Origin of the sequence: Polaribacter sp. IC066 (assembly GCF_007997085.1) — a bacterium.
Classification (GTDB): domain Bacteria; phylum Bacteroidota; class Bacteroidia; order Flavobacteriales; family Flavobacteriaceae; genus Polaribacter.
Genome location: NZ_VORR01000051.1, coordinates 1 through 21676 on the forward strand (window position 1 = coordinate 1; position 21676 = coordinate 21676).

A 21676-nucleotide genomic window follows, 5' to 3' on the forward strand; every position below is an offset into this window, starting at 1 on the left:
CGATAAATACATCTATAACTTTATTCTTGGGTTGAGTCTTAATATCCATTAAAACCCAGGGGTTACTAATTCCTAATAAGTCTGATAAACCGTTTAATTCCATCCTGAAATGTAATCATTTTTAACAAATCCATTGTTTTTAGCGAAGAGCCATTTTTTTTGACACTAAAAAGAAAGTAAATCATCATAAATAAACACATAGCCTAATACTCTTTGTACTTTTTTAGAACTAATAATCTTCCACTCATACACTTCGTTATCTTCAAATTCTGGCACTTCAAAATCCTTACTTAATTTAGCGATGGTATAAAACTCTCTTCGTGTTGGATGATGATTAGAACAAGCGTTAAAAACTTCATTCCAGCAATCTTGAGCAATAACCTCATGAATAATATCAATACAATCTTCTCGATGAATCATATTGACAAAACCCTTTGGTTGTGGAATTTTTCGTCCGTTTTTAAACCAATTTGCCGGATGTCTTTCTCCGCCAAACAAACCAGAAAAACGGATAACAGTAGTTTCAAAAAAAATGTTTTCTTTAAAAAGATTTTCGATTTCTGTTAACGGATTTTCTAAAACAGCATCTTCTTCTGTCATTACTTTGTTCAAACTCGGATACACAGAAGTTGAGCTGATAAAAATTACCTTCTGAATTTCTGAATTCTGAATTTGTGTAATTAAGCGCTCAAATCCGTCAATATCTTTAGATGTAATTGCAACAATCAAAATATCAGCATCTAAAAAATCATTGTATTCCTCAAAGTCCGTAATATCAACCAAAAAAGATTCAATATCATATGATTCTAAATCTGATAACTTCTCCTCTGAAGTTGTAGAGCCTTTTACCTTAAATCCACACTCTAAAAAATAAATTGCCAAGGGTTTTCCTAACCATCCGCAACCTAAAATACTTATCCTATTCATACAGTAGAATTAAATCTATTTAAATTTTAAACAAAGATAAATATATAAATTTTGAAATTTTCATGAAACAAAAATTATTAAAAATGACAATTATGACTCCCTTTAATCTTTAATATTTTTAAAATATTTTTTTCGCAACCAAAAAGAAACTCGAACCAATATAATCAATGCCGGAACTTCCACTAACGGTCCAATAACCCCCGCAAATGCTTGTCCAGAATTCAATCCAAAAACAGCAATTGCAACGGCAATCGCTAATTCAAAATTATTACCGGCAGCTGTAAAAGCTACGGATGCTGTTTTGTCGTATGGCGCTCCCGTTGCTTTGGTAAAGAAAAATCCAATGATAAACATTAGCGTAAAATAGATCAATAAAGGAACTGCGATAATCACAACGTCCATCGGAATTTCGACAATTAATTCTCCTTTTAACGAGAACATCACTACAATTGTAAACAATAGCGAAATTAAAGTTATTGGCGAAATTGTGGGAATAAATGTATTCGTGTACCAATCTTCTCCTTTTAATTTTACAAGAATAAGCCTGCTTACAATTCCCATTAAAAACGGAACTCCTAAATAAATGGCAACGCTTTCTGCAATAGTTGCGACTGAAATATCGACAATAGCGCCTTCAAAACCAAAATAAGGTGGCAAAACTGTGATAAAAAGCCATGCATAAAAGCTATAAGCAAACACTTGAAAAACACTATTTAAGGCGACTAAACCTGCTCCATACTCGCTACTTCCTTCTGCAAGATCATTCCAAACCAGCACCATTGCAATGCAACGAGCCAAACCAATTAAAATTAATCCGACCATATATTCTGGGTACTCACGTAAAAAAGTAATTGCCAGTATAAACATTAAAACGGGTCCAATAATCCAATTAAGAATTAAAGAAATAGAGAGAATTTTGGTGTCTTTAAAAACTTTTGGCAAGAGTGCATAATTCACTTTTGCCAAAGGTGGATACATCATTAAAATTAAACCAATAGCGATAGGAATGTTCGTGGTTCCGCTATTGAATGAATTGATAATATCGGGAAATGTTGGAATAAAATAGCCGAGACCAATACCGATTGCCATGGCTACAAAAATCCAAAGTGTTAAATTTTTATCGAGGAAACTTAATTTTTTTGCTGTCATTTTTTATGCGTTTATTTGAGAGAAAACATACAATAATTCAGTTGCTATTTGCAAACTTCGTTCATGATACTTTTCAGCTTGCTGTGGTGTGTTATCAAATACCTTTGGATCTTCAAAAGTAATTGGAATACGCTTTTCTGAACCAGTTACAATTGGACATGCTTCATTGGCTGAATCACACGTCATAATCGCTGCAAAGTCAGATTTTGGATTAAAATCATCGCCAAACTTCTTTGAAAACCCGATAATTGGATGCGCGTTATCAGCATATTTAATGCTATAAATAGGGTTGTTACCTTCAGAAATTGTTTTGATTTTAAACCCTAAATTTTGTAAAGTTTCAGCAGCCATCGGAAAAAGGGCGGTACTTTCCGTTCCGCCCGAATAACAAAATACATTTTTAATATAAAAGTAAGAAGCTATTGTTTGTGCCCAAACTTGCGATAAATGACTCCGTCGTGAATTATGTGTACAAATAAAATTAAGACGAATTTCTTGCTGCTTATCAACTTTTGATTGAATAAATTCGGTTAGCGGTTGTAAAATTGATTTTCGTTTTTCTGTAACCGTTTCTAAATTTAAAGAACTAATTAAATTTTTAATTTCTGGAAATAATGTTGTTTTGGTTGCGATCATATTGGCTATTATAATTGGTAATACTATAGAAAATATTTTTTATTTTCCTATTTTTAAAATTCTTACTGCACCTTGAATTACCAAAATAAAAACGATTGTTCCTATGATCAAATCGGGTTTGTTTGATTGTAGCGAATTCACCAAAAATCCGGCAATAATTACTCCTAGATTAATAATGACATCATTAGACGTAAAAATCATACTTGCTTTCATGTGCGCTTCCTCTTTACTCTTTGACTTTTGCAAAATATAAAGACACATGCCGTTTGCAATAAGCGCAAAAACAGAAACGATAATCATTATCGAAAAATCAGGTAATTTTTCTGCTCCAAAAAACCGCCTCAACACCTCTACAAATCCAATAATAGCAAGTGCAATTTGAAAATATCCCGCGAGTTTAGCAATCCGTTTTTTCTTTATCAATGTTCCGCCAACCGCAAATAAACTAATTCCGTACACAAAACTGTCTGCAAGCATATCGAGACTATCTGCAACAAGTCCCATTGATTTTGAAATCATCCCTGTGGTCATTTCGATAATAAAAAAGGCAAAATTAATTGCAAGTACAGACCAAAGTAGTTTTTTCTGGTTTTTATTTTCTTTAAAGTCAGTTTGGTTGGTTGGCTCCGTCGAAATTTTCTTTCCGCCTAAATTAAGTTCGATCACCGACTTTTCAATTTCATCGATTTCTCCGTTATAAAAAACGGTCAATTTTCGATTGGGAATATCAAAATCTAAATTTGCAATACTAGAAATTCCATCCAATTTCATTCGGATAAGATTTTCCTCTGAAGGACAATCCATTTTAGAAATTTCAAATATTGTTTTATTCATTTTCGTTTTTAAATTAACAACAATCATTTTCAGAAATATCTTGATCTAAAAACTGTAGCATCACTTGTTTCATTTTTATCCAGTTTTCACGGTTTATACAGTAACAAACACTGGTTCCTTCTACATTTCCTTTAATTAGTCCTAATTGTTTAAGCTCTTTTAAATGCTGCGAAATTGTGGGTTGTGCAAGTCCTATTTCATTGACCAAGTCGCCACAATAACAGCCATCTATTTTAAAAAGCTGTTGTAAAATAGCCACTCTTGCAGGATGCCCAAAAACTTTTGCAAAAAGAGCAATTTCATTTTGTTGATCGGTAAACATTTCAGTCTTGGCTAATCCCATTTTTATTTATTATTTAATTGCAATATTACGATTAATATTCAAACTGTCAAAAACTATCTCAAAATGTTACCAAAAGCTCCGCATTCCTATTTTTATAGGTGCTTTGTATGTAAGTAAGAACATAAATCATGAATATTAAAGCCCTAAACTCGAAATTAGATGTATTGCAAAAAATTAAAAAGCATTCAAAAAGGTTCAAATAATTGCTATTCGTATCAACCAAAATAATTAAAACACCCCAATTAGCGACTTAAGCAACAGTGTTTTCATTAGCAATAATTGCTGCTGTTCTATAAAATGATTGAAAAACACCAATAAATTTTGAAATTTACACACTTAACTTTAAAGAAAAGTGTCCAATACACCAGCCCTTATTTTAAGATTTCGTTAACAATTATCATTGTTTGAAATTGTATTTTTGATTTTAAATAACGAAATAAATTAAACAATCAATACCATGAAAAAAATTATCTTATCATTATTTGTCGCTTCGTTTGCATTTTCTGCAACTGCACAAATTAAAACGCCGGCGCCAAGTCCGTCTCAAAAAATAGAACAAACAGTTGGTTTAACAGAGGTTACTTTAGAGTATTCTAGACCAAGTATGAAAGGCAGAGAAATCTTTGGTGGATTAGAAGATTTTGGAAAAGTTTGGAGAACAGGTGCCAATGAAAACACAAAATTAACTTTTTCTACTGATTTTATGATTGATGAAAAAACATTAAAAGCAGGAACTTATGCATTATTTACAATTCCTGGAGAAGAAACATGGGATATCATCTTATATACTGATGCAACAAATTGGGGAGCTCCAGCTAAATGGGACGAATCTAAAGTAGCTGCTAAAATAACGGTTACTCCTTTGAAGCTTCCTATGGATGTTGAAACGTTCACGATTACTTTCGATGATTTAACCAATAATGGTGCTTCTTTAGCAATTATGTGGGAAAACACTATGGTAAGTCTTCCTTTTGAAGTACCAACAGATGCTATGGTTTCTAAACAAATTACAAATTTAATGGCTGGACCTTCTGCACAAGATATGTATGCTTCTGCTGTATATTATTTACAAGCTGATAAAGACATTAAGCAAGCACAAACTTGGATTGATAAAGCAGTTGCAATGACTTCTGACGCTCCTAAATTTTGGTTTCTACGCCAGCAGTCATTAATTCATGCAAAAGCAGGAAATACAAAAGGTGCCATTGCTGCGGCAAAAGCTTCTTTAATGCATGCCGAAAAAGCAAATAATGCTGGTTATGTTAAAATGAATAAAGCTTCTTTAAAAGAATGGGGCGCACTTTAATATTGTTCTCTTAATCAATGAACTATAAACCTCACTTTTTGTGAGGTTTTTTTATTTAAAAAAAGATAGTACATACTTTCTTTATAAAGTTTATGCCATCAAAGTAAAAAAAATCTTCCTTTTCAAAAAGAAAGTTAAAACATTAAAAATTACTTTTAATTTTTTTGATATACTCAATTTAATTTTTTGCATTTAAAATTCGCTAATAACAGCGCGAATTTTAACGCTAGATTACATTGTGACTGCACCGATATGAACCGCGAAAATCATAAAATTGTTGCTCTAAATAATATTTCTGTAGAGGGTACAAGTAATTCAAGGGCACTGAGTGTAAACAAGATACCGAATGCAATTTCGAACCTAAAAATATATCCAAATCCTACAAAAAATAAGATCAAAGTTTTGGCAGATAAAGCAATTGATAGAATTGTTATTTACAATTTATTCGGACAAAAAATATACGATAAAAAGACCAGCAGTTTTAGTCATAAAATTAATTTACAACCTTTCTCATCGGGAGTATATGCCATTACAGTCTATTCAGAAAACAAAAAAAGTACTTCTAAAATTATAAAACAATAAAAATACACTCTTATATAAAGCCAGTTATTAGAGCATCCATTAAAATCTCAAGGTTTAAGATCTTGAGATCTTTTGGCTTATAAACTCCATAATTATCGTAAAAACGCTTAAATTAGTACTAAAATTACAAACATGAATTTAGCTGTATTTAGTACCAAACCTTATGACAAAGAATATTTTGAGAAATTCAAGAATGACTACACGATAAGTATTGCTTATTTTGAAACTAGTTTGCAGCCCAGTACAACCAAACTTACCAAAGAATTTGATGCTGTTTGTGTTTTTGTGAACGATACAATTAATAAAAAAACTATTGAAACGCTCGCCAAAAATGGCATTAAACTAATTGCTTTAAGATGTGCCGGCTTTAATAATGTAGATTTAAACGCTTGTAAAGAAAACAACATCAAAGTAGTTCGTGTGCCTGCTTACAGCCCAGAGGCGGTTGCAGAACATGCAATAGCCCTTATTTTAACCTTAAACAGAAAAACGCACAAAGCCTATAACAGGGTTAGAGAAGGTAATTTTTCATTAACAAACTTAATTGGTTTTAATTTAAACAAAAAGGTCATCGGAGTTATCGGAACAGGAAAAATAGGTGCCTCTTTTTGCAAAATAGCAAAAGGCTTTGGTTCTGAAGTTGTAGCCTATGACATTTATAAAAATCAAGAGTTAGAGGAAAACGGAGTGCAATATGTTTCTTTAGAAGAACTTTTTAATAAAAGCGATGTAATCTCATTACATTGTCCGCTAAATGAACACACAAAACATATTGTTGATAAAACATCCATTACTAAAATGAAAAAAGGTGTTTTGCTTGTCAATACAAGTAGAGGTGCGTTAATTAATACAAGAGATATTATTGCAGGTTTAAAATCTAAAAAAATAGGCTATTTAGGCATCGATGTTTATGAACAAGAAGAAAATTTGTTTTTTAATGATTTATCTGAAAGTATTATAGAAGATGATTTGCTATTGCGTTTAAATAGTTTCCCTAATGTATTAATTACATCACATCAAGCATTTTTTACCAAAGAAGCTATGACAGAAATTACTACAACTACTTTAAATAATATTAAAGCTTTTGAACAAGGAGATACTTTGGTGAATGAAGTAAAATAAGTGTTTTATAAAAAGAAAGCTAGTACTATAAAATGGTTTTGAGTACGCTGCTATCTATTTTAAATTTTTATCATCACCAAAATTAAACTCTAAATTTTGTTTCGTTTTATGTTTTTATGAGGTGTTTTTCAAAAGCTGTGCTTTGTTTATTCGATAAAAAAAATCATTTGGCTAGAGGAATAAAGATAAAAAAGTTGTGTTAAGAGTCCTGTGAAATCACAAATTAGCTACAATTTCTTCTTATAGATTTGTTTGTGATAACACTATATTTTTTAAGAAAGCTTCGATGCTTTTAAACTACCTTTGTCAAAAAATAAAAGCATGCAGTTTTCAGAATTACCATTAGACAAATCAATTTTAAAAGCAGTTAAAGAAGAACGATTTCATTCACCAACCTTGGTGCAAGAAAAAGCAATTCCGGTTATTTTAGAAAAGAAAAATGTTATTGTTGCTGCACAAACAGGAACTGGTAAAACTGCAGCCTTTGCATTACCTATTATTCAATTGCTTATTAGCAAACCAGAAGATGCTGGTAAAAGGAAAAAAAGAATAAAAGCTGTTGTGGTAACTCCAACTCGTGAATTAGCAATTCAGATTGAAGAAAATTTTAAAAGTTTTACGAAATATACCGATTTAAAAACCACCGCAGTTTTTGGAGGTGTTTCTTTAGATCCTCAAAAAGAAATTTTAAAAGAAGGGATTGATATTTTAATAGCTACTCCTGGCCGATTAATCGACTTGCAAATGAGAGACGCCATTGATTTGAACTATATAGAAATATTTGTTTTAGATGAGGCAGATTTAATGCTTGATATGGGTTTTATCAATGATGTAAAAAAGATAGAAAAGATGTGTCCTATTAAAAAACAGACGCTGCTTTTTTCTGCTACTATGCCAGATAAAATTGTAGATTTAGCTAAATCAACCTTAAAAAATCCTGTTAAAATTGAAATAAACCCCGAAGAAACTACTGCAAAAAACATTGGTCAGTTAGTGTATAAACTTCCTAAAAAGAATAAAACAGATTTGTGTTTGCATTTATTACGCAATACCATTAACGGAAGAATTTTAATTTTTAGGCGTACTAAATTCGGTGTAGATAAACTAGAGCAAACACTTCATAAAAACAATTACAGTGTATTAAGTATTCATGGTGATAAAACTCAAATTATCAGAAATAAAGCCATTGAAAACTTTAAAGAAAATAAAGGAAGTATTTTAATTGCTACCGATGTTGCAGCCCGAGGCATCGATATTAGCAATGTTGACGCGATCATTAATTTTGACATACCAAATGTGCCAGAAACCTACGTTCATAGAATTGGTAGAACGGGTAGAGCAGGAAAATCTGGAATTGCATTTTCTTTTTGCAGTCCTGATGAAGATGCTTACTTGCATCAAATTGAAGAAATTTTACAAAAAACGATTAAAGTTATTGACGATCATCCCTATCCTTTAACGCAACCTAAAAAAGTAAAAATTCAGCCAAATACTGTGAGTAAAAATAAAAAAGGCCGAAAATCTGAAGCTTCTAAAAAGAATAAGAAGCGCTGGTATTAACTTTTTAAAACTAATTAGACCTTTAACTATAATTTGGAGTGTTCCTATAATAAATCAGAATAATTTAATTTGATCTAAATTGTAATTATGATTAAAATTAGGACTATTTTACTGGATTCTTTCTAATCATAATTAGAAAATTGATAAGTATCAGTAGCATAAGAGCTCATTAACCTTTAAGTCACTGTTTGCATAAAATTAAGGTTATTTATTTATTTATTTAAGCATAAACCGAGAGGATTCTTTTGTCATTTAGATGTTAGGAATAATCCCTAAATACTGAATACTAAAATTAGTATACCTTTATGTGATTTCTCCCGTTGTTCGAAAAGTCAAAACTAAAAACTATTCTATTTCCTGGTTTAGAAATAAAATATAGTGGTAAAATTTATTCGACACAGGCTAAAACTTATAAACGTTCATTAAATTGAATTTAATAAAAGTTTAAAATTAAAACCTAGATCAAAACTTCAACAAAAAAAAGCTCGTTATTTCTAACGAACTTTTTTTTATTGTATAAAGTTAATTTCTTATTCAGAAACTACTTCAAAAGTAATATCAGCAACTACTTCTCTATGTAAACGCACAGAAGCTTCGTATTTACCTAATCTTTTTACAGAACCACCAACAACTTTAATAAACTTTTTGTCGATTAATGTACCTGCTTTTGTTATTGCTACCGCTAAATCTATATTGTTCACAGAACCAAATAATTTGTCTCCTGAACCAGTTTTAGATGCAATCTGTAATTCATATCCTTTAATTGTGTCTGCAATTGCATTTGCATCGTCAATTAATTTAGCTTCTTTGTAAGCTCTTTGTTTCACATTTTCTGCTAATACTTTCTTTGCAGATGAAGTAGCTAAAATTGCTTGTCCTGTAGGGATTAAAAAGTTTCTACCATATCCGTTTTTCACATCTACGACATCATCTTTAAATCCTAAATTTTCTACGTCTTGTCTTAATATAAGTTCCATATTCTACGTATTTATTATTTTAACAAATCACCAACATAAGGCATTAGCGCTAAATGACGACACCTTTTAATTGCTTGCGCAACTTTACGTTGATATTTTAATGAAGTTCCTGTTAAACGTCTTGGTAAAATTTTACCTTGTTCATTTACTAAATACATTAAGAAATCTGCATCTTTATAATCGATGTATTTGATTCCTTTTTTCTTAAATCTACAGTATTTAGCTTCTTTTTTTGTTTCAATATCTAACGGAGTTAAATATCTAACGTCAGCAGATTTACCGCCTTTTGCTTGTTGCTCTATTGATGCCATACCTTATTTTTTTGTAGATTTAACACGTTCAGTTCTAATTTTGGCCCACGCAGCTGCATGTTTGTCAAGTCTTACAGTTAAATAACGCATAACGCTATCATCTCTTCTAAACTCTAACTCTAATGCACTGATTTCTTCACCAGCAATTTTAAACTCTAATAAATGGTAAAAACCACTTTTTTTCTTTTGGATTGGATATGCTAATTTTTTTAAGCCCCAATCTTCTTTTGAAGTCATTTCGGCACCTTTAGAAACCAAATAGTCGTTAAACTTTTGTACTGTTTCCTTTATCTGAGTATCAGATAAAACGGGATTCAAAATGAAAACAGTTTCGTAATGATTCATAATTGATAAATTTATTGTTTATTTTTAAGGGTGCAAATATAGTAACTTTTTTATATTTACTGCATCTTTTTGAGTTTTAAAAAGTCTAATGTAGGGAACTCTAATAATTTAACTAAATTGCTGCTATGCAAATACCTCAAATACCTAATTTAATTCATTACGCAATTCCTTTTTTTGTAATTACTGTTATTCTAGAAATTATACTAACAGTGAAAGTAAAATTAGAAGATTATGAGTTTAAAGATGCTAGCGCTTCTATCTTAATGGGATTAGGTAATGTTGCAATTGGTTTGTTTACAAAATTTCTTATTCTAGGAATTTTCATGTTCTTTTATACGTTCAGGTTTTTCACCATTCCTTTTGCTTGGTGGTCTTGGATTATTTTGTTGTTTGCCGAGGATTTTTGTTATTATTGGTTTCATAGAATCAGTCATGAAAGCAGGTTTTTTTGGGCAAGTCATGTTGTGCATCATTCCTCACAAAAATATAATTTAAGCACTGCTTTAAGACAAACTTGGTCTGGTAGTTTTTACACGTTTATTTTCTGGTTACCCCTACTATTGATAGGATTTCATCCCATAATGGTACTGGTTCAAATGTCTATTAGTTTAATTTATCAGTATTGGATTCATACAGAACTCATCAACAAACTGCCAAAATGGTTTGAAGCACTTTTTAACACACCAAGTCATCATAGAGTTCACCACGCAACAAACCCCCAATATTTAGATAGAAATCATGCTGGTGTTTTTATTATTTGGGATAAAATTTTTGGCACTTTTGAGCCAGAAGTTGAAAAACCTATTTATGGTTTGGTCACAAACATTAACACCTATAACCCGATAACAATTGCTTTTCTAGAATGGAAAAATATGCTGAAAGATTTTTATCAATCTAAAACATCCATCAAAAATAAATTAAAATATTTGATAAAACCTCCTGGCTGGAAACATGATGGTACCAGCATTTTGTCTTCTGATTTGAGAAAAAAATGGGAAGAAAAAAAGTAGGTATATGAAACATACCTACTTTAAATTTTATAAATAAAAACATTCTTGTCAGATAAAAGGCGCAAGATTGCTTTGCTTTTAGAGCCAAGTCTTGATCTTAACTATCTGATAAACGAACATAATTTGAAGTAAAATTGTCCGATTTATCAACATGAAATTATTTTCAAAAAAGGAAAGTGTCATTTAAAAAATTCGTAGCATTTCTTATTTTAAAATGATTTATCAAACTGATAATATTTTTAATCGGACACTAAAGAAATAAAAATTATTTATTAATCAAAAATACCTTCTAATTCTTTGTACACAATTTTACCTTTTACAATATTTAAACCTTTTGATAAAGAAACATCTGCTTCACAAGCTTTTTCCCATCCTAAATTTGCGATTTTTAAAACATAAGAAAGAGTTACATTGGTTAATGCAATTGTTGATGTGTAAGGCACAGCACCGGGCATATTGGCAACACAATAATGCACAACATCATCTATAATATAGGTTGGATCTTGATGGGTCGTTGCTCTTGTAGTTTCAAAACACCCTCCTTGATCTACAGCCACATCTACCAAAACAGTTCCTGGTCTCATTTCTTTTAACATATCTCTGGTAATTAATTTAGGAGCCTTTCCTCCTTTTACCAAAACACCTCCAATAATTAAATCATGCGTTTTTATCAATTGTCTTATTGTATATTCACTAGAAAAAGCGGTTGTAACATGATTTGGCAATACGTCGTTTACATAGCGTAAACGCTTCATATTAATATCCATAATGGTAACGTGAGCGCCCAAACCTGCAGCCATTTTTGCTGCTTGCACACCAACAACGCCAGCTCCTAAAATTAATACTTTTCCTGGAGTAACGCCCGGAACACCGCCTAATAGAATTCCGCGACCTTTTACAGGTTTTTCTAAATATTTAGCTCCTTGCTGAATAGACATTCTTCCTGCAACCTCAGACATTGGTGTTAATAATGGTAAGGTACCTTCCTCATCTTCTACCGTTTCATATGCAATACAAACAGATTTACTTGCTATCATGGCCATGGTTAAAGGCTCACTAGAAGCAAAATGAAAATACGTAAAGACAATTTGATTTTCTTTAATTAAAGGGTATTCTGATTCAATAGGTTCTTTCACCTTAACAATCATTTCACTTTCTGCATATACTGCTTCAATAGTTGGTAAAATAGTGGCCCCTGCTTCTATATAATCTTTATCGAAAAAACCACTTCCTTCACCTGCCGTAGATTGCACAAAAACTGTATGTTTACTTTTTGTTAGTGTAAATACCCCAGCAGGAGTCATCCCTACTCTACTTTCATTATTTTTAATCTCTTTAGGAACTCCTATTTTCATCATAAAATTTATTTTATTTTTAAAGGTTAAAAATAACACCTTTTTTCAGCATTTGTAAAAATAAAAATATGAATGTTTAACTTTTAAGGAATCTCTAATTTTTGTCTTAAAAAAAACAAGTATTATAAAATCTTGTTCCATCAACTATCAAAAATGAAAAAGCCATTGTAAAAAACAACTACTTTTAAAATGATAATTCAATTTTAATGCGGTTTCTACATATTAATCTATAGAAATAGATTGTTTAAAAAAAAACACTGAAACAGTGCAAAAACAATTCTTTTATCAATTTAAATCGAAACGAACTCCCATAGAAATATTTCTAGTTTCTGTGTTTTTAAATAAAGGATTCAAATCGTATTTTAAATATAAACTTGTAGCTTTATAGCCTACATAAGCACTTAAACCATAATTAACCGTGTTCATGTTAAAATTATCGTATTGAACCTCTTCTATATCTATATTATTAGCATCATCAAACTCTAAATACTGCCTTGTACCTAACTTAAAACCTACGAACCCGCCAACTCCTAAACGTACAGCCTGGTTGGTTCTATCTGAAATTCCGCCATCTTTAAAAACGCTATTTTTAGATAAATCCCATTCTAAATGCATCGGAAAATTCATTTGTACATGACGCAATCTACTTTCAGATAAATTTTCTGGAAAATCTTGTAATTCTGTCACTTTATCGTTTTTTAAATGAAATTGATTGTTCTCTGGTCGTAAATTATTCCACAGAAAAGAAACTCCGTATTTAAAATACAATTGAGATGGTCTTTTAGTAATGCTTGTTTTCCATGTAAAACCTACCTCATAAAAACGAGAACGCCAAAATTGATATTCAGAATTGTTTAATGACGAAAAGTCATTATTGTCTAGAACATTATTTACGCCTAAAGCAAATACAAACTGACTCGTTGTTCTGTTTCCTAAACCGCGGTCTTTTTTTTTGTCCTCTGGGTGTTTTTCTGTATTCAGGTGATCATTATCCTCATCATTTATAGAAAAACGGAAGGTTTTATGCCCTACTGTAAAGGTATTTATATCATCGTCATTAAAATAGAGCTCATTTGAGCTGGCAATTTTTCCGTTTGTTTTATCTTGCACTAATAATTGTAGCAAACGCTCTTGTTCGCTTACTAAAGTTTCAATTCTTCTTGCATGATATGCCGCAACTTCTTGTTTTAAAGTTTCTGCGGTTGTTTTTGTAATTTCTCCTTTGTCTAATCTTTTATCGATGTTGACGACTTTTACTTTTAGGGAGTCTTTTTGCTTCGTGGTTATATTTTCTATTCTTTTCGATATTTTATGTACTTCTTTTTCAAATGTTTTTTCTTGAGATTGGGCAATAGTTGTTGCGAACAACACTAGTACTAATAGCATTCTTTTCATTTTTATGGTTTTTTAAATTATGTTATTTTTTACTTCATTTTGCTGTAACTTTTATATTGAGTGTTTATTAAAACGTCTTTTAAAATACACCTATATAGAAATTAAAACTTATTTAATCATTTCTGCTAGCAATTGCAGAGGCAATATCTGTAACTCTTCTTTTTAATGATTTCATAAAATTATTCTGAAAAAGATCATTGTCTATTGTGCGTTCTACTTCTGCCAAAATAGTTTCAGGATTTACTTTTAAGTTCGATTCTTGCAGCTGATTTCGAATCGTTTTTAAAATAGCCTCTCTATTTAAATTGTATTTCGCATAATATGATTTCACTTCTTTAGATGTGTGTGTTACGGCATATAGTAAATCATCAGAATTTATTGTTATACTGTTATTAAAACCTTGTGGTAAGATTTTTGATTTCTTTATTACAGATTCCGCTTTAATCGGGGCAACTTGTTGCTTTTCTTCAACTTTAGCAAGTACTATTTCATTTTTGATGTGGTTTTTAGGTGTGATCGATTGTTTAAACGTCATAGCTGGTTTTAAAGTTTCTTCTTTGGCAATGATGTTTCTTAAACTCTTTTTTCTGTCTACCGAAACTCCGTCTTTCTGAACAACAGCCTCTTCTAAAGGTACTTCATTGATAAATTTATCTAACTTTTTATCGATGATATCTTTATCAATTTGATCAATTACAACCTCATTTTCAGGAATAATATCTGATCGATCATTTGTAAATAATTGAATTCCGATTAAAACCAACAATAAAATACTTGCTACCGCACCGATATAAAAAAACCAACCGATTTTCTTTTGCTTTGGTTGCTCGTCTAATTGCACAGACAAACGCTCCCAAGCCGAAACTGATGGCGTAAAAGTTCTGTTTTCGAACTTCTTTTGTATATATTTCTCTTCTTTATTTGTTTTCATCAACGACCCTATTCATTTTAATATAATTTTGCTGTAATACTTTACGTGCTTTAAACAATTGCGATTTTGAGGTACTTTCTGAAACGCCTAACTTTTCTGCAATTTCTGAATGTTTATATCCTTCAATAGCAAATAAGTTAAACACCATTTTGTAGCCTTCTGGCAATTGATCAATCAATTTTTGAATATCTTCTACAGATGTATTTTCTAAACTTTCTGTTGCCGCATCGTCAAAAACATACTCCTCGTCAGACAAATTTATCAGATTTTTCTTTCGTAAATAAGAGATGCAAGTGTTCACCATAATTCTACGAATCCAACCTTCAAAACTACCTTCGTGTTTAAAACTATATAAATTGGTAAAAACTTTTAAGAAACCTTGTAGTAATAAATCTTCTGCATGATGCAAATCTTTAACATATTGTCTGCAAACACCCAACATTTTAGGAGCATGTTGCGCAAACAATTGTTCTTGCGCTTCTCTATTGTTGTTACTCGCTTTTTTAATAAGCGATTTTTGTGTGTTATGTAGTTTTATAATCTTCAAGCTTCTTCTTGTTGTTTTTATTGCCTTACAAATATATAGACTACATAACTTTTAAAAAGGTTGCTTCAATATTAAAAAATAGTAGTCTTTTTTTTTGTTGAATTTAGATCTTGATCATTAATACCAAATTAGCCTTATAATGCCGTAATAAGTCGTTTCTTTTTCGCTTACTTTTTATCAAAAATAACTACCGTAACGATGCTATGCTAATTATTTTTCATTTCAATTAATCAAAAAATAATTCAATTTATTTGCACGTCACTACAAAACTAAATTAGTATAAGTAGTATATTACAATAAAATTAATGCACTGAAAAAGACAGTGCTATTGCTGCCAGTTTTTAGTGCTTTCAGCATTTTTAGTCCGAGTTTTAAACAATCATAAAACTATTTTCTTACTAAAGTTAACAAAAACCGAACTATGGAAGAAGTTCAGCAAGCAAGTTCTAATACTACGTGCATAAAAGATAGCAAAAAGAATAATTTAAAAAAAATGAAAGTTGTCTGTGAACTTTACGAGAATGATGGCGTTGTTTATGAACTTCTAAACCCAAAACTTACAAAATTCAATAAAATAATAAAAGTAAATATTTCTAGCTGTGCCTGTTATTGTTCTGATCACAATTATTATTGGCTCATTACTAAACAAGGCAAATGGATTCAATTACCTTTCATTGAAGTAGAAGATTTTAAATTAACACAAACCACCAAAAATTATAGCTTTCTTAAAAACGAAATACAGCTAGTAGAAGAATAATTTAAAGTTATTGATTACGAAAGAGGTGAATTGGAAACTATTTATAAAAAAAATAATAAGAACATACTCTTATAATGGCAAATTTTTAAAGGAACTTTAAAAATTAAACCTTATAAAATCAAGAATTTTCTTTCAAAAACTCTCTAAAAAATTTTTCGTGCTTTTTATTCGCAAACCAATAAAAAGGCGATTTAAAATTAAACATATAAACCTCACCCCTATTTAAATTTGCAAAAGTTATGCAGTTGTAAAACAAACTCTTTTCTTTAAAGAGCACTGTAAACTTTCTGTAATCAGAGAACCCAAAAAACGGAACCTTTATATCAAAAAAAATACTATTATTTGTTTGATGAGTACTCTTATAACCTTGTTTCTCTAAAAATTGATGCGTCATTTTTTTATTTGATGTTCTAGATTTTCCTTTAAATTCAGTAAGTATATCAAGCTTAAAATAGAAAATTATAGAAACAAGAATAATAACAAAAAGAGAAAAACTACCCATTAAAATAAACCAATAATTTTCTTTGTTAGTTTTGCCGTACGTATTCTCAAAAACTATAAAAGAAGAAACTAATAACAGAATTGACAAGAATACAGGAAACAATAAGGACCAAAATGTATCCCAAAACCTTTTAGCATAAACAATTCTTTTTTTCTCTATTGATTTTTCTACATTCATACTAGCCTACAACTTATTTTTTATTAAACAATTTCAAAGATAACTTTATGATTTAATTTCATCAATTTTACAGCTAAATTTACTTTTTTAATAATAAACACTAAATTCACTTTTTAAGCTAGAGATATGGCATAGATTTTGTTAATTTAGCATTCATATATAGATAATTATGAAAGAAAAAATAGTAGTATTCTTATTGTTAATTCCGTTTCTTTTATGCTCACAGACAGAAAATAATACTGATAACAAAACGATATCAGGTTTTGTTTTCTCTAAAAACGAACGGCTTTCAAATGTAAATGTTTTTGTTGAAGGTACCTTAAGATATACGGTTACAGACGCCCAAGGTTTCTACAGCATTAAAGCCCAAACAGGCGAAACATTAAAGTTTAGTTATATTGGGTTAAAAGAAGTTTTGGTTTTAATTGAAGATGTTACATCAACGCTTAACATAAATCTAAAAATTGAGAATAGCATCTCTGGCTTGAATCCTGATAAAGTTTTAAAATTAGGTGAAAGTAATATTGGCGATGATGCTGCACCTTATATGATTAGAAGTATTAATGGAAAAAGTTTAAATCAAGAGGCACCTTCCTTAACCAGTGCTATTCAAGATAAAATTGCCGGTTTACTTATTAAAATTAATGAGTTTGGTGAAGAAATTATTTATTTAAAAGGACGAGAATTAGAGGGCCCCGCTCTTTGGATTATCGATCGTGTTACTTATGATATTCCGATACCAATTTATATTTCTGAAGTTAAAAATGTTTTAATCATCAACTCTAAAGAAAACGGCTTTATAATTAAAGTGAATACCAATATTGATTATTCGAAAATAAAAAACATCAATTACACCGATTATTACTTTACGAAAACCGATTTTTATCAAAATGATGCTTTTGTATTTAGAAAAATAAAAACAAAACAACCCGAATTTTTAGATGCTTACGGAAACAGATTAAACGCTAAAGAAGCACTTGCAATTTATTTAAATCAATACGAAACATTTAAAAATACCACGAATTATCATTTTGATATTTTCAATTATTTTAAAGGAGAAAAATACAACAACACTACGTTAATTAAAGTTTTATCTGATTTCGAGAAGTTTTCTGAAGATAATCCAGAAGATTTAAAAGGAATTGCCTACAAATATCAAGAAATAAATGAACATGAAAAGGCGTTGTCTGTTTATAAAAAAACAGTAAAATTAAGACCAGATTACAGACAATCTTACAGAGATTTAGCCAACACCTACTTAACATTAAAAGAATACAGAGACTTTTGGTTGGCGTATCAGTATTATTTAAAGAAAGATTTTAAAATAGAAGATAGCGATATCGGAGAAATTATAGCGTCAGAAATATTGTTGGGCTATACCCTGGATACAGAAGAGACAAGTACACATCAAAAAATAAAAATAGACAATCCGCAAAAAAATATTGAAAGCGATGTGAGAATTGTCTTTGAATGGAATACCTCTGAAGCAGAATTTATTCTTGAGTTTGTAAATCCTAATTCGTTACCATACATTGTTGAAAACTCGTCAGACAGCCATAATGAGTTAATTATTGATCAAAAAAATAAAGGCTACACTTCTAAAGAAATTTTTATTGAAGATTTAAAAAAAGGAAATTGGTTGGTAAACCTTACGTATTTGGGCAATAAACAGTACAAACCTACAATTTTTAAAACAACAACGTATTACAATTGGGGCAGACCTAATCAAAGTGAAAAAATAGAAGTTTTTGATTTTACTTTAAAAAATGTAAAAATGGAAGTACTAAAATTAAATAGTCGTTCTCTTTAAAGATAACTTTTTTACTAAATAATTTTCATTTTACAGCGAGCCAGTTCACAGAATACTTATCTTATTAAAACCAACAAACCAATTAATAGGCATCTACATCAATAATAAATCGAATTGGTCTAAAATCTTTAACCGCATCAAACGTGCTTTTTATTTTAATTAATTGATTTTTTGTACTTACTAAAGATTGTTTTGGCGGAATCTTAATAACAATGTTCTTAATATGCTGATTTCTTACTCTAGAAACGGCAGGTGCAGTAGGGCCTAAAACGTGTTCACCAAAAGAATTATATAAGGCTTTAAATAACCAATTTACACCCATATCTACTTTATTATAATCTCTGTGTTTTAGGGTAATTTTTATCAACCTGTAATAAGGCGGATATTTATATTGCCAGCGCTCTTGCAACTGTTCTTTATACATTGCTATATAATTTGTCGTAGAAACTTGTTGTAATATTTTGTGATTCGGATTGTAGGTCTGAATAGCAACATTTCCTTGTTTTTTGCTTCTACCAGCTCTACCAGAAACTTGTACCATCATTTGATAGGCTCTTTCATGTGCTCTAAAATCAGGGAAATTTAACATCGAGTCTGCATTCAAAATACCAACTAAAGAAACATTATCAAAATCCAATCCTTTAGATAACATTTGCGTTCCTACCAGCACATCGATTTCTCGCGCTTCAAAAGAACCGATTATTTTTTGATACCCAAATTTTCCACGAGTGGTATCTAAATCCATTCTTCCTATTTTAAAATCAGGAAATAACTCTTTTAATTCTAACTCAATTTGCTCTGTACCAAACCCCTTTGTATCTAATGTATTACTACCGCAAGCACCGCAACTATTTGGCATTGCTCGCTGATAACTGCAATAATGACAACGCAATTCGTGCCTGAATTTATGAAACGTTAAAGACACATCGCAATTTGGGCATTGCGGCGAAACTCCACAAGTTTTACATTCTACAACAGGCGAATAACCTCGTCTATTCTGAAATAAAATAACCTGTTCTTTTAAGGCTAAAGCTTCCTGAATTAATTTAAGCATTCTGTCAGAGAAATGCCCTTTCATTTCCTTTTTACGCTGCTTTTCTTTGACGTCAATTAATTCGATTTTTGGCAATTGAACGTTTCCAAAACGTCTATTTAATGCCACAAAACCGTACTTTTTTTGCTCGGCATTAAAATAGGTTTCTAAAGAAGGCGTTGCAGAACCCAGTAAAATTTTAGCCTTGTGCAATTTTGCTAAGACAATAGCGGCATCTCTTGCATTGTATCTAGGTGAAGGTTCAAACTGCTTATAAGAAGTCTCGTGCTCTTCATCTACCACAATTAAACCCAAATTAGAAAATGGTAAAAAGATAGAAGACCGTGCTCCTAAAATAATTCTAGCTTTAGTTTTATTCTCTAAAACATTATGCCACACCTCTACTCTCTCGTTCATGGAGTATTTAGAATGAAAAACAGAAATCTGATCACCAAAATACACTTGTAAACGCGTAATTATTTGTGTTGTTAAGGCTATTTCTGGTAATAAAAATAAGACTTGCTTTCCTGCATCTAAAACTTCTTGAATTAGTTTTGTATACACCTCTGTTTTACCAGAACTTGTAATTCCGTGCAAAAGTGTTACGTCTTTTTCTTTAAACGTTTCTTTAATTTCTTTTAATGCAACTTCCTGAAATTCATTTAACTGCTTTAAATCATTTGTATCACCAACATAATTTATTCGATCTATTTGTATTTCATAAAATTCGAAGATGTTTTTATCGACTAAAGATTTTAAAATAGAAGAAGATACCTTCGCTTTCGTCTCTAAATCTTTTGCTTTTATTGGTTTTTTTGTGGTAGATAATTGAAAGAACGTTAAAACAGCATCTCGTTGTTTTTTTGCTCTTGATAATTCTTCTAACAAAGCTGTTAAGGAAGCATCAGATGTATATGATGGATGTAAACGAACATATTTAATCAGTTTTGGTTTGTATTGCTCGTAAATTTGTTCTTTTATATAAATGGCAGATTTTTTTATCAACTCATTTACAATGGGCATTACTTTTTTCTTTCCTAAAACATCAACCACCTGATGAATCGTTAATTGAGATTGGTGTTGCAACGCCTCAAAAATCAAGAATTCGTCATCTTCTAAAATAGATTCCTCTTGAAAGGTATCATTTTTGTACACCACAGTTTCACTTTCTAATAAAAAAGCTGAAGGTAAAGAAGCCCTATAAACATCACCCAAAGAACACATATAATAATTAGAAATCCATTGCCAATGTTTTAATTGCAAGTCATTTACCAAAGGTTGCTCATCTAAAATTTGATGTATTTCTTTGGCTTCATATAATGTTGGCGCTTTTTCATGAATGTTTAGAACCAAACCTGTAAACATTTTTGTTTTACCGAAAGAAACAGCAACACGCATTCCTTTTTTCAAGAATTCAGCCTCATCGTCGGTCACAGAATACGTAAAAGTTTTCTGTATGGGTATGGGCAATATGACGTCTATAAAATGGATAGGAAACTATTTTATGTTAGTTTCAAAATTACGTAAAATTCACTAATAATACTTAAGAAAATAATTTTGAAAAGGTGTTTACAACTCAAAATAACTATAAAAATGTAAAACCTTGTTTTATTGCACGTTAGCAACAAGAAGAAATGAGTAAAGCAGCCTTCAATATCAATAAATTTATAGCTGAATTTGTTAATTTAAAAACAGCTAATTTAAAAGAACTATTAGATTCAAATAAATATGTTGTGATAAACGGCACTGATGACGCTGTAAAGTCTGTAATACAGAAGCATCTTTTTATTAATTCTTTATTCGCAAAAACAAATTCCGGTTTTTATTAAATTGAGAGATTCAAACGCTGAAGATCATCGTCTAAAAACACACATTAATTTCACATTCAAATCATTTGGTTTAAAATAGATAAAGAGTTCATTAAAAAATCTATGAATTTAGCTTTAAGAGCTAAATGATAAAAGAACGATATATAAAGGAGATAACTATTTTTCAAAAAACTTAATAGAACGTTTCATAAAGTGCAGAAACAAGATAATAAAAAGGAAAAAGAAGCAATCAGAAAAA

The 21676-nt window shown here is 30.4% G+C and carries 22 protein-coding genes; 8 read left to right on the forward strand and 14 right to left on the reverse strand.

From position 1 onward, the window contains the following. Positions 1-165 precede the first annotated feature (165 nt). The 5 genes from ES044_RS14745 to ES044_RS14765 form a co-directional block, all read right to left on the reverse strand. On the reverse strand, positions 166-927 hold the full coding sequence (locus ES044_RS14745; RefSeq protein ID WP_147120124.1) for an NAD(P)-binding domain-containing protein: 762 nt from the start codon (positions 925-927) through the stop codon (positions 166-168). 102 nt (positions 928-1029) lie between these two features. Then, the gene (gene arsB, locus ES044_RS14750) at positions 1030-2076 is read right to left on the reverse strand and encodes an ACR3 family arsenite efflux transporter (RefSeq protein WP_147120123.1); all 1047 of its coding nucleotides are present in this window, start codon (positions 2074-2076) and stop codon (positions 1030-1032) included. Positions 2077-2079: 3 nt separating this feature from the next. Continuing rightward, positions 2080-2712 carry a low molecular weight phosphatase family protein gene (locus ES044_RS14755; RefSeq protein ID WP_147120122.1) on the reverse strand — a complete coding sequence of 211 codons (633 nt, stop codon included), beginning with the start codon at positions 2710-2712 and terminating at the stop codon, positions 2080-2082. Between the two features lie 39 nt (positions 2713-2751). Next, a complete protein-coding gene (locus tag ES044_RS14760; protein ID WP_147187338.1) occupies positions 2752-3546 on the reverse strand; it encodes a cation transporter in 795 nt (264 codons plus the stop codon). Between the two features lie 13 nt (positions 3547-3559). Then, entirely contained in the window at positions 3560-3889 is a 330-nt protein-coding gene (locus ES044_RS14765) for an ArsR/SmtB family transcription factor (RefSeq protein ID WP_147120120.1), read from the reverse strand. A gap of 457 nt (positions 3890-4346) precedes the next feature. Here ES044_RS14765 and ES044_RS14770 point away from each other — a divergent pair, with 457 nt between their 5' ends. The 4 genes from ES044_RS14770 to ES044_RS14785 all read left to right on the forward strand — a co-directional run bounded on the left by ES044_RS14770 (position 4347) and on the right by ES044_RS14785 (position 8459). Continuing rightward, entirely contained in the window at positions 4347-5195 is an 849-nt protein-coding gene (locus ES044_RS14770) for a DUF2911 domain-containing protein (protein ID WP_147120119.1), read from the forward strand. Between the two features lie 252 nt (positions 5196-5447). Beyond that, entirely contained in the window at positions 5448-5777 is a 330-nt protein-coding gene (locus tag ES044_RS14775; RefSeq protein WP_147120118.1) for a T9SS type A sorting domain-containing protein, read from the forward strand. A 132-nt stretch (positions 5778-5909) separates the two neighbouring features. Next, on the forward strand, positions 5910-6899 hold the full coding sequence (locus ES044_RS14780; protein ID WP_147120117.1) for a 2-hydroxyacid dehydrogenase: 990 nt from the start codon (positions 5910-5912) through the stop codon (positions 6897-6899). 321 nt (positions 6900-7220) lie between these two features. Continuing rightward, positions 7221-8459, forward strand: coding sequence for a DEAD/DEAH box helicase (locus ES044_RS14785; protein ID WP_147120116.1), 1239 nt, complete (start codon positions 7221-7223; stop codon positions 8457-8459). A 530-nt stretch (positions 8460-8989) separates the two neighbouring features. On the opposite strand, the gene rplI is transcribed toward ES044_RS14785, so the two are convergent. The 3 genes from rplI to rpsF are packed head-to-tail and all read right to left on the reverse strand — an operon-like array spanning position 8990 to position 10092. Further along, complete coding sequence (rplI, locus tag ES044_RS14790) at positions 8990-9436, reverse strand: 50S ribosomal protein L9 (protein WP_147120115.1); 447 nt, start codon at positions 9434-9436, stop codon at positions 8990-8992. A 14-nt stretch (positions 9437-9450) separates the two neighbouring features. Then, a complete protein-coding gene (gene rpsR / locus ES044_RS14795) occupies positions 9451-9747 on the reverse strand; it encodes a 30S ribosomal protein S18 (protein WP_018944408.1) in 297 nt (98 codons plus the stop codon). Positions 9748-9750: 3 nt separating this feature from the next. After that, entirely contained in the window at positions 9751-10092 is a 342-nt protein-coding gene (gene rpsF, locus ES044_RS14800) for a 30S ribosomal protein S6 (RefSeq protein WP_018944407.1), read from the reverse strand. A gap of 125 nt (positions 10093-10217) precedes the next feature. Here rpsF and ES044_RS14805 point away from each other — a divergent pair, with 125 nt between their 5' ends. After that, on the forward strand, positions 10218-11102 hold the full coding sequence (locus ES044_RS14805) for a sterol desaturase family protein (protein ID WP_147120114.1): 885 nt from the start codon (positions 10218-10220) through the stop codon (positions 11100-11102). A 272-nt stretch (positions 11103-11374) separates the two neighbouring features. On the opposite strand, the gene ald is transcribed toward ES044_RS14805, so the two are convergent. From ald to ES044_RS14825, 4 genes are all read right to left on the reverse strand, one after another. Then, positions 11375-12457 carry an alanine dehydrogenase gene (gene ald / locus ES044_RS14810; RefSeq protein ID WP_147120126.1) on the reverse strand — a complete coding sequence of 361 codons (1083 nt, stop codon included), beginning with the start codon at positions 12455-12457 and terminating at the stop codon, positions 11375-11377. A gap of 285 nt (positions 12458-12742) precedes the next feature. Then, positions 12743-13852 carry a hypothetical protein gene (locus tag ES044_RS14815; protein WP_147120113.1) on the reverse strand — a complete coding sequence of 370 codons (1110 nt, stop codon included), beginning with the start codon at positions 13850-13852 and terminating at the stop codon, positions 12743-12745. A 112-nt stretch (positions 13853-13964) separates the two neighbouring features. After that, complete coding sequence (locus ES044_RS14820; protein WP_147120112.1) at positions 13965-14783, reverse strand: hypothetical protein; 819 nt, start codon at positions 14781-14783, stop codon at positions 13965-13967. Next, on the reverse strand, positions 14770-15330 hold the full coding sequence (locus ES044_RS14825) for an RNA polymerase sigma factor (protein WP_147120111.1): 561 nt from the start codon (positions 15328-15330) through the stop codon (positions 14770-14772). The genes ES044_RS14820 and ES044_RS14825 overlap by 14 nt, the downstream gene beginning before the upstream one ends. Positions 15331-15751: 421 nt before the next feature. Here ES044_RS14825 and ES044_RS14830 point away from each other — a divergent pair, with 421 nt between their 5' ends. Further along, positions 15752-16087 carry a hypothetical protein gene (locus ES044_RS14830; RefSeq protein ID WP_147120110.1) on the forward strand — a complete coding sequence of 112 codons (336 nt, stop codon included), beginning with the start codon at positions 15752-15754 and terminating at the stop codon, positions 16085-16087. Positions 16088-16205: 118 nt separating this feature from the next. Here the strand turns inward: ES044_RS14830 and ES044_RS14835 are convergent, their stop codons facing one another. Then, complete coding sequence (locus ES044_RS14835; protein WP_147120109.1) at positions 16206-16766, reverse strand: hypothetical protein; 561 nt, start codon at positions 16764-16766, stop codon at positions 16206-16208. 169 nt (positions 16767-16935) lie between these two features. On the opposite strand from ES044_RS14835, the gene ES044_RS14840 reads away from it, so the two are divergent. Further along, a complete protein-coding gene (locus tag ES044_RS14840) occupies positions 16936-18576 on the forward strand; it encodes a carboxypeptidase-like regulatory domain-containing protein (RefSeq protein ID WP_147120108.1) in 1641 nt (546 codons plus the stop codon). Positions 18577-18658: 82 nt separating this feature from the next. On the opposite strand, the gene priA is transcribed toward ES044_RS14840, so the two are convergent. Further along, on the reverse strand, positions 18659-21079 hold the full coding sequence (gene priA / locus ES044_RS14845; protein ID WP_147120107.1) for a primosomal protein N': 2421 nt from the start codon (positions 21077-21079) through the stop codon (positions 18659-18661). 164 nt (positions 21080-21243) lie between these two features. Here priA and ES044_RS14850 point away from each other — a divergent pair, with 164 nt between their 5' ends. Next, a complete protein-coding gene (locus tag ES044_RS14850) occupies positions 21244-21438 on the forward strand; it encodes a hypothetical protein (protein WP_147120106.1) in 195 nt (64 codons plus the stop codon). Positions 21439-21676 lie beyond the last annotated feature (238 nt).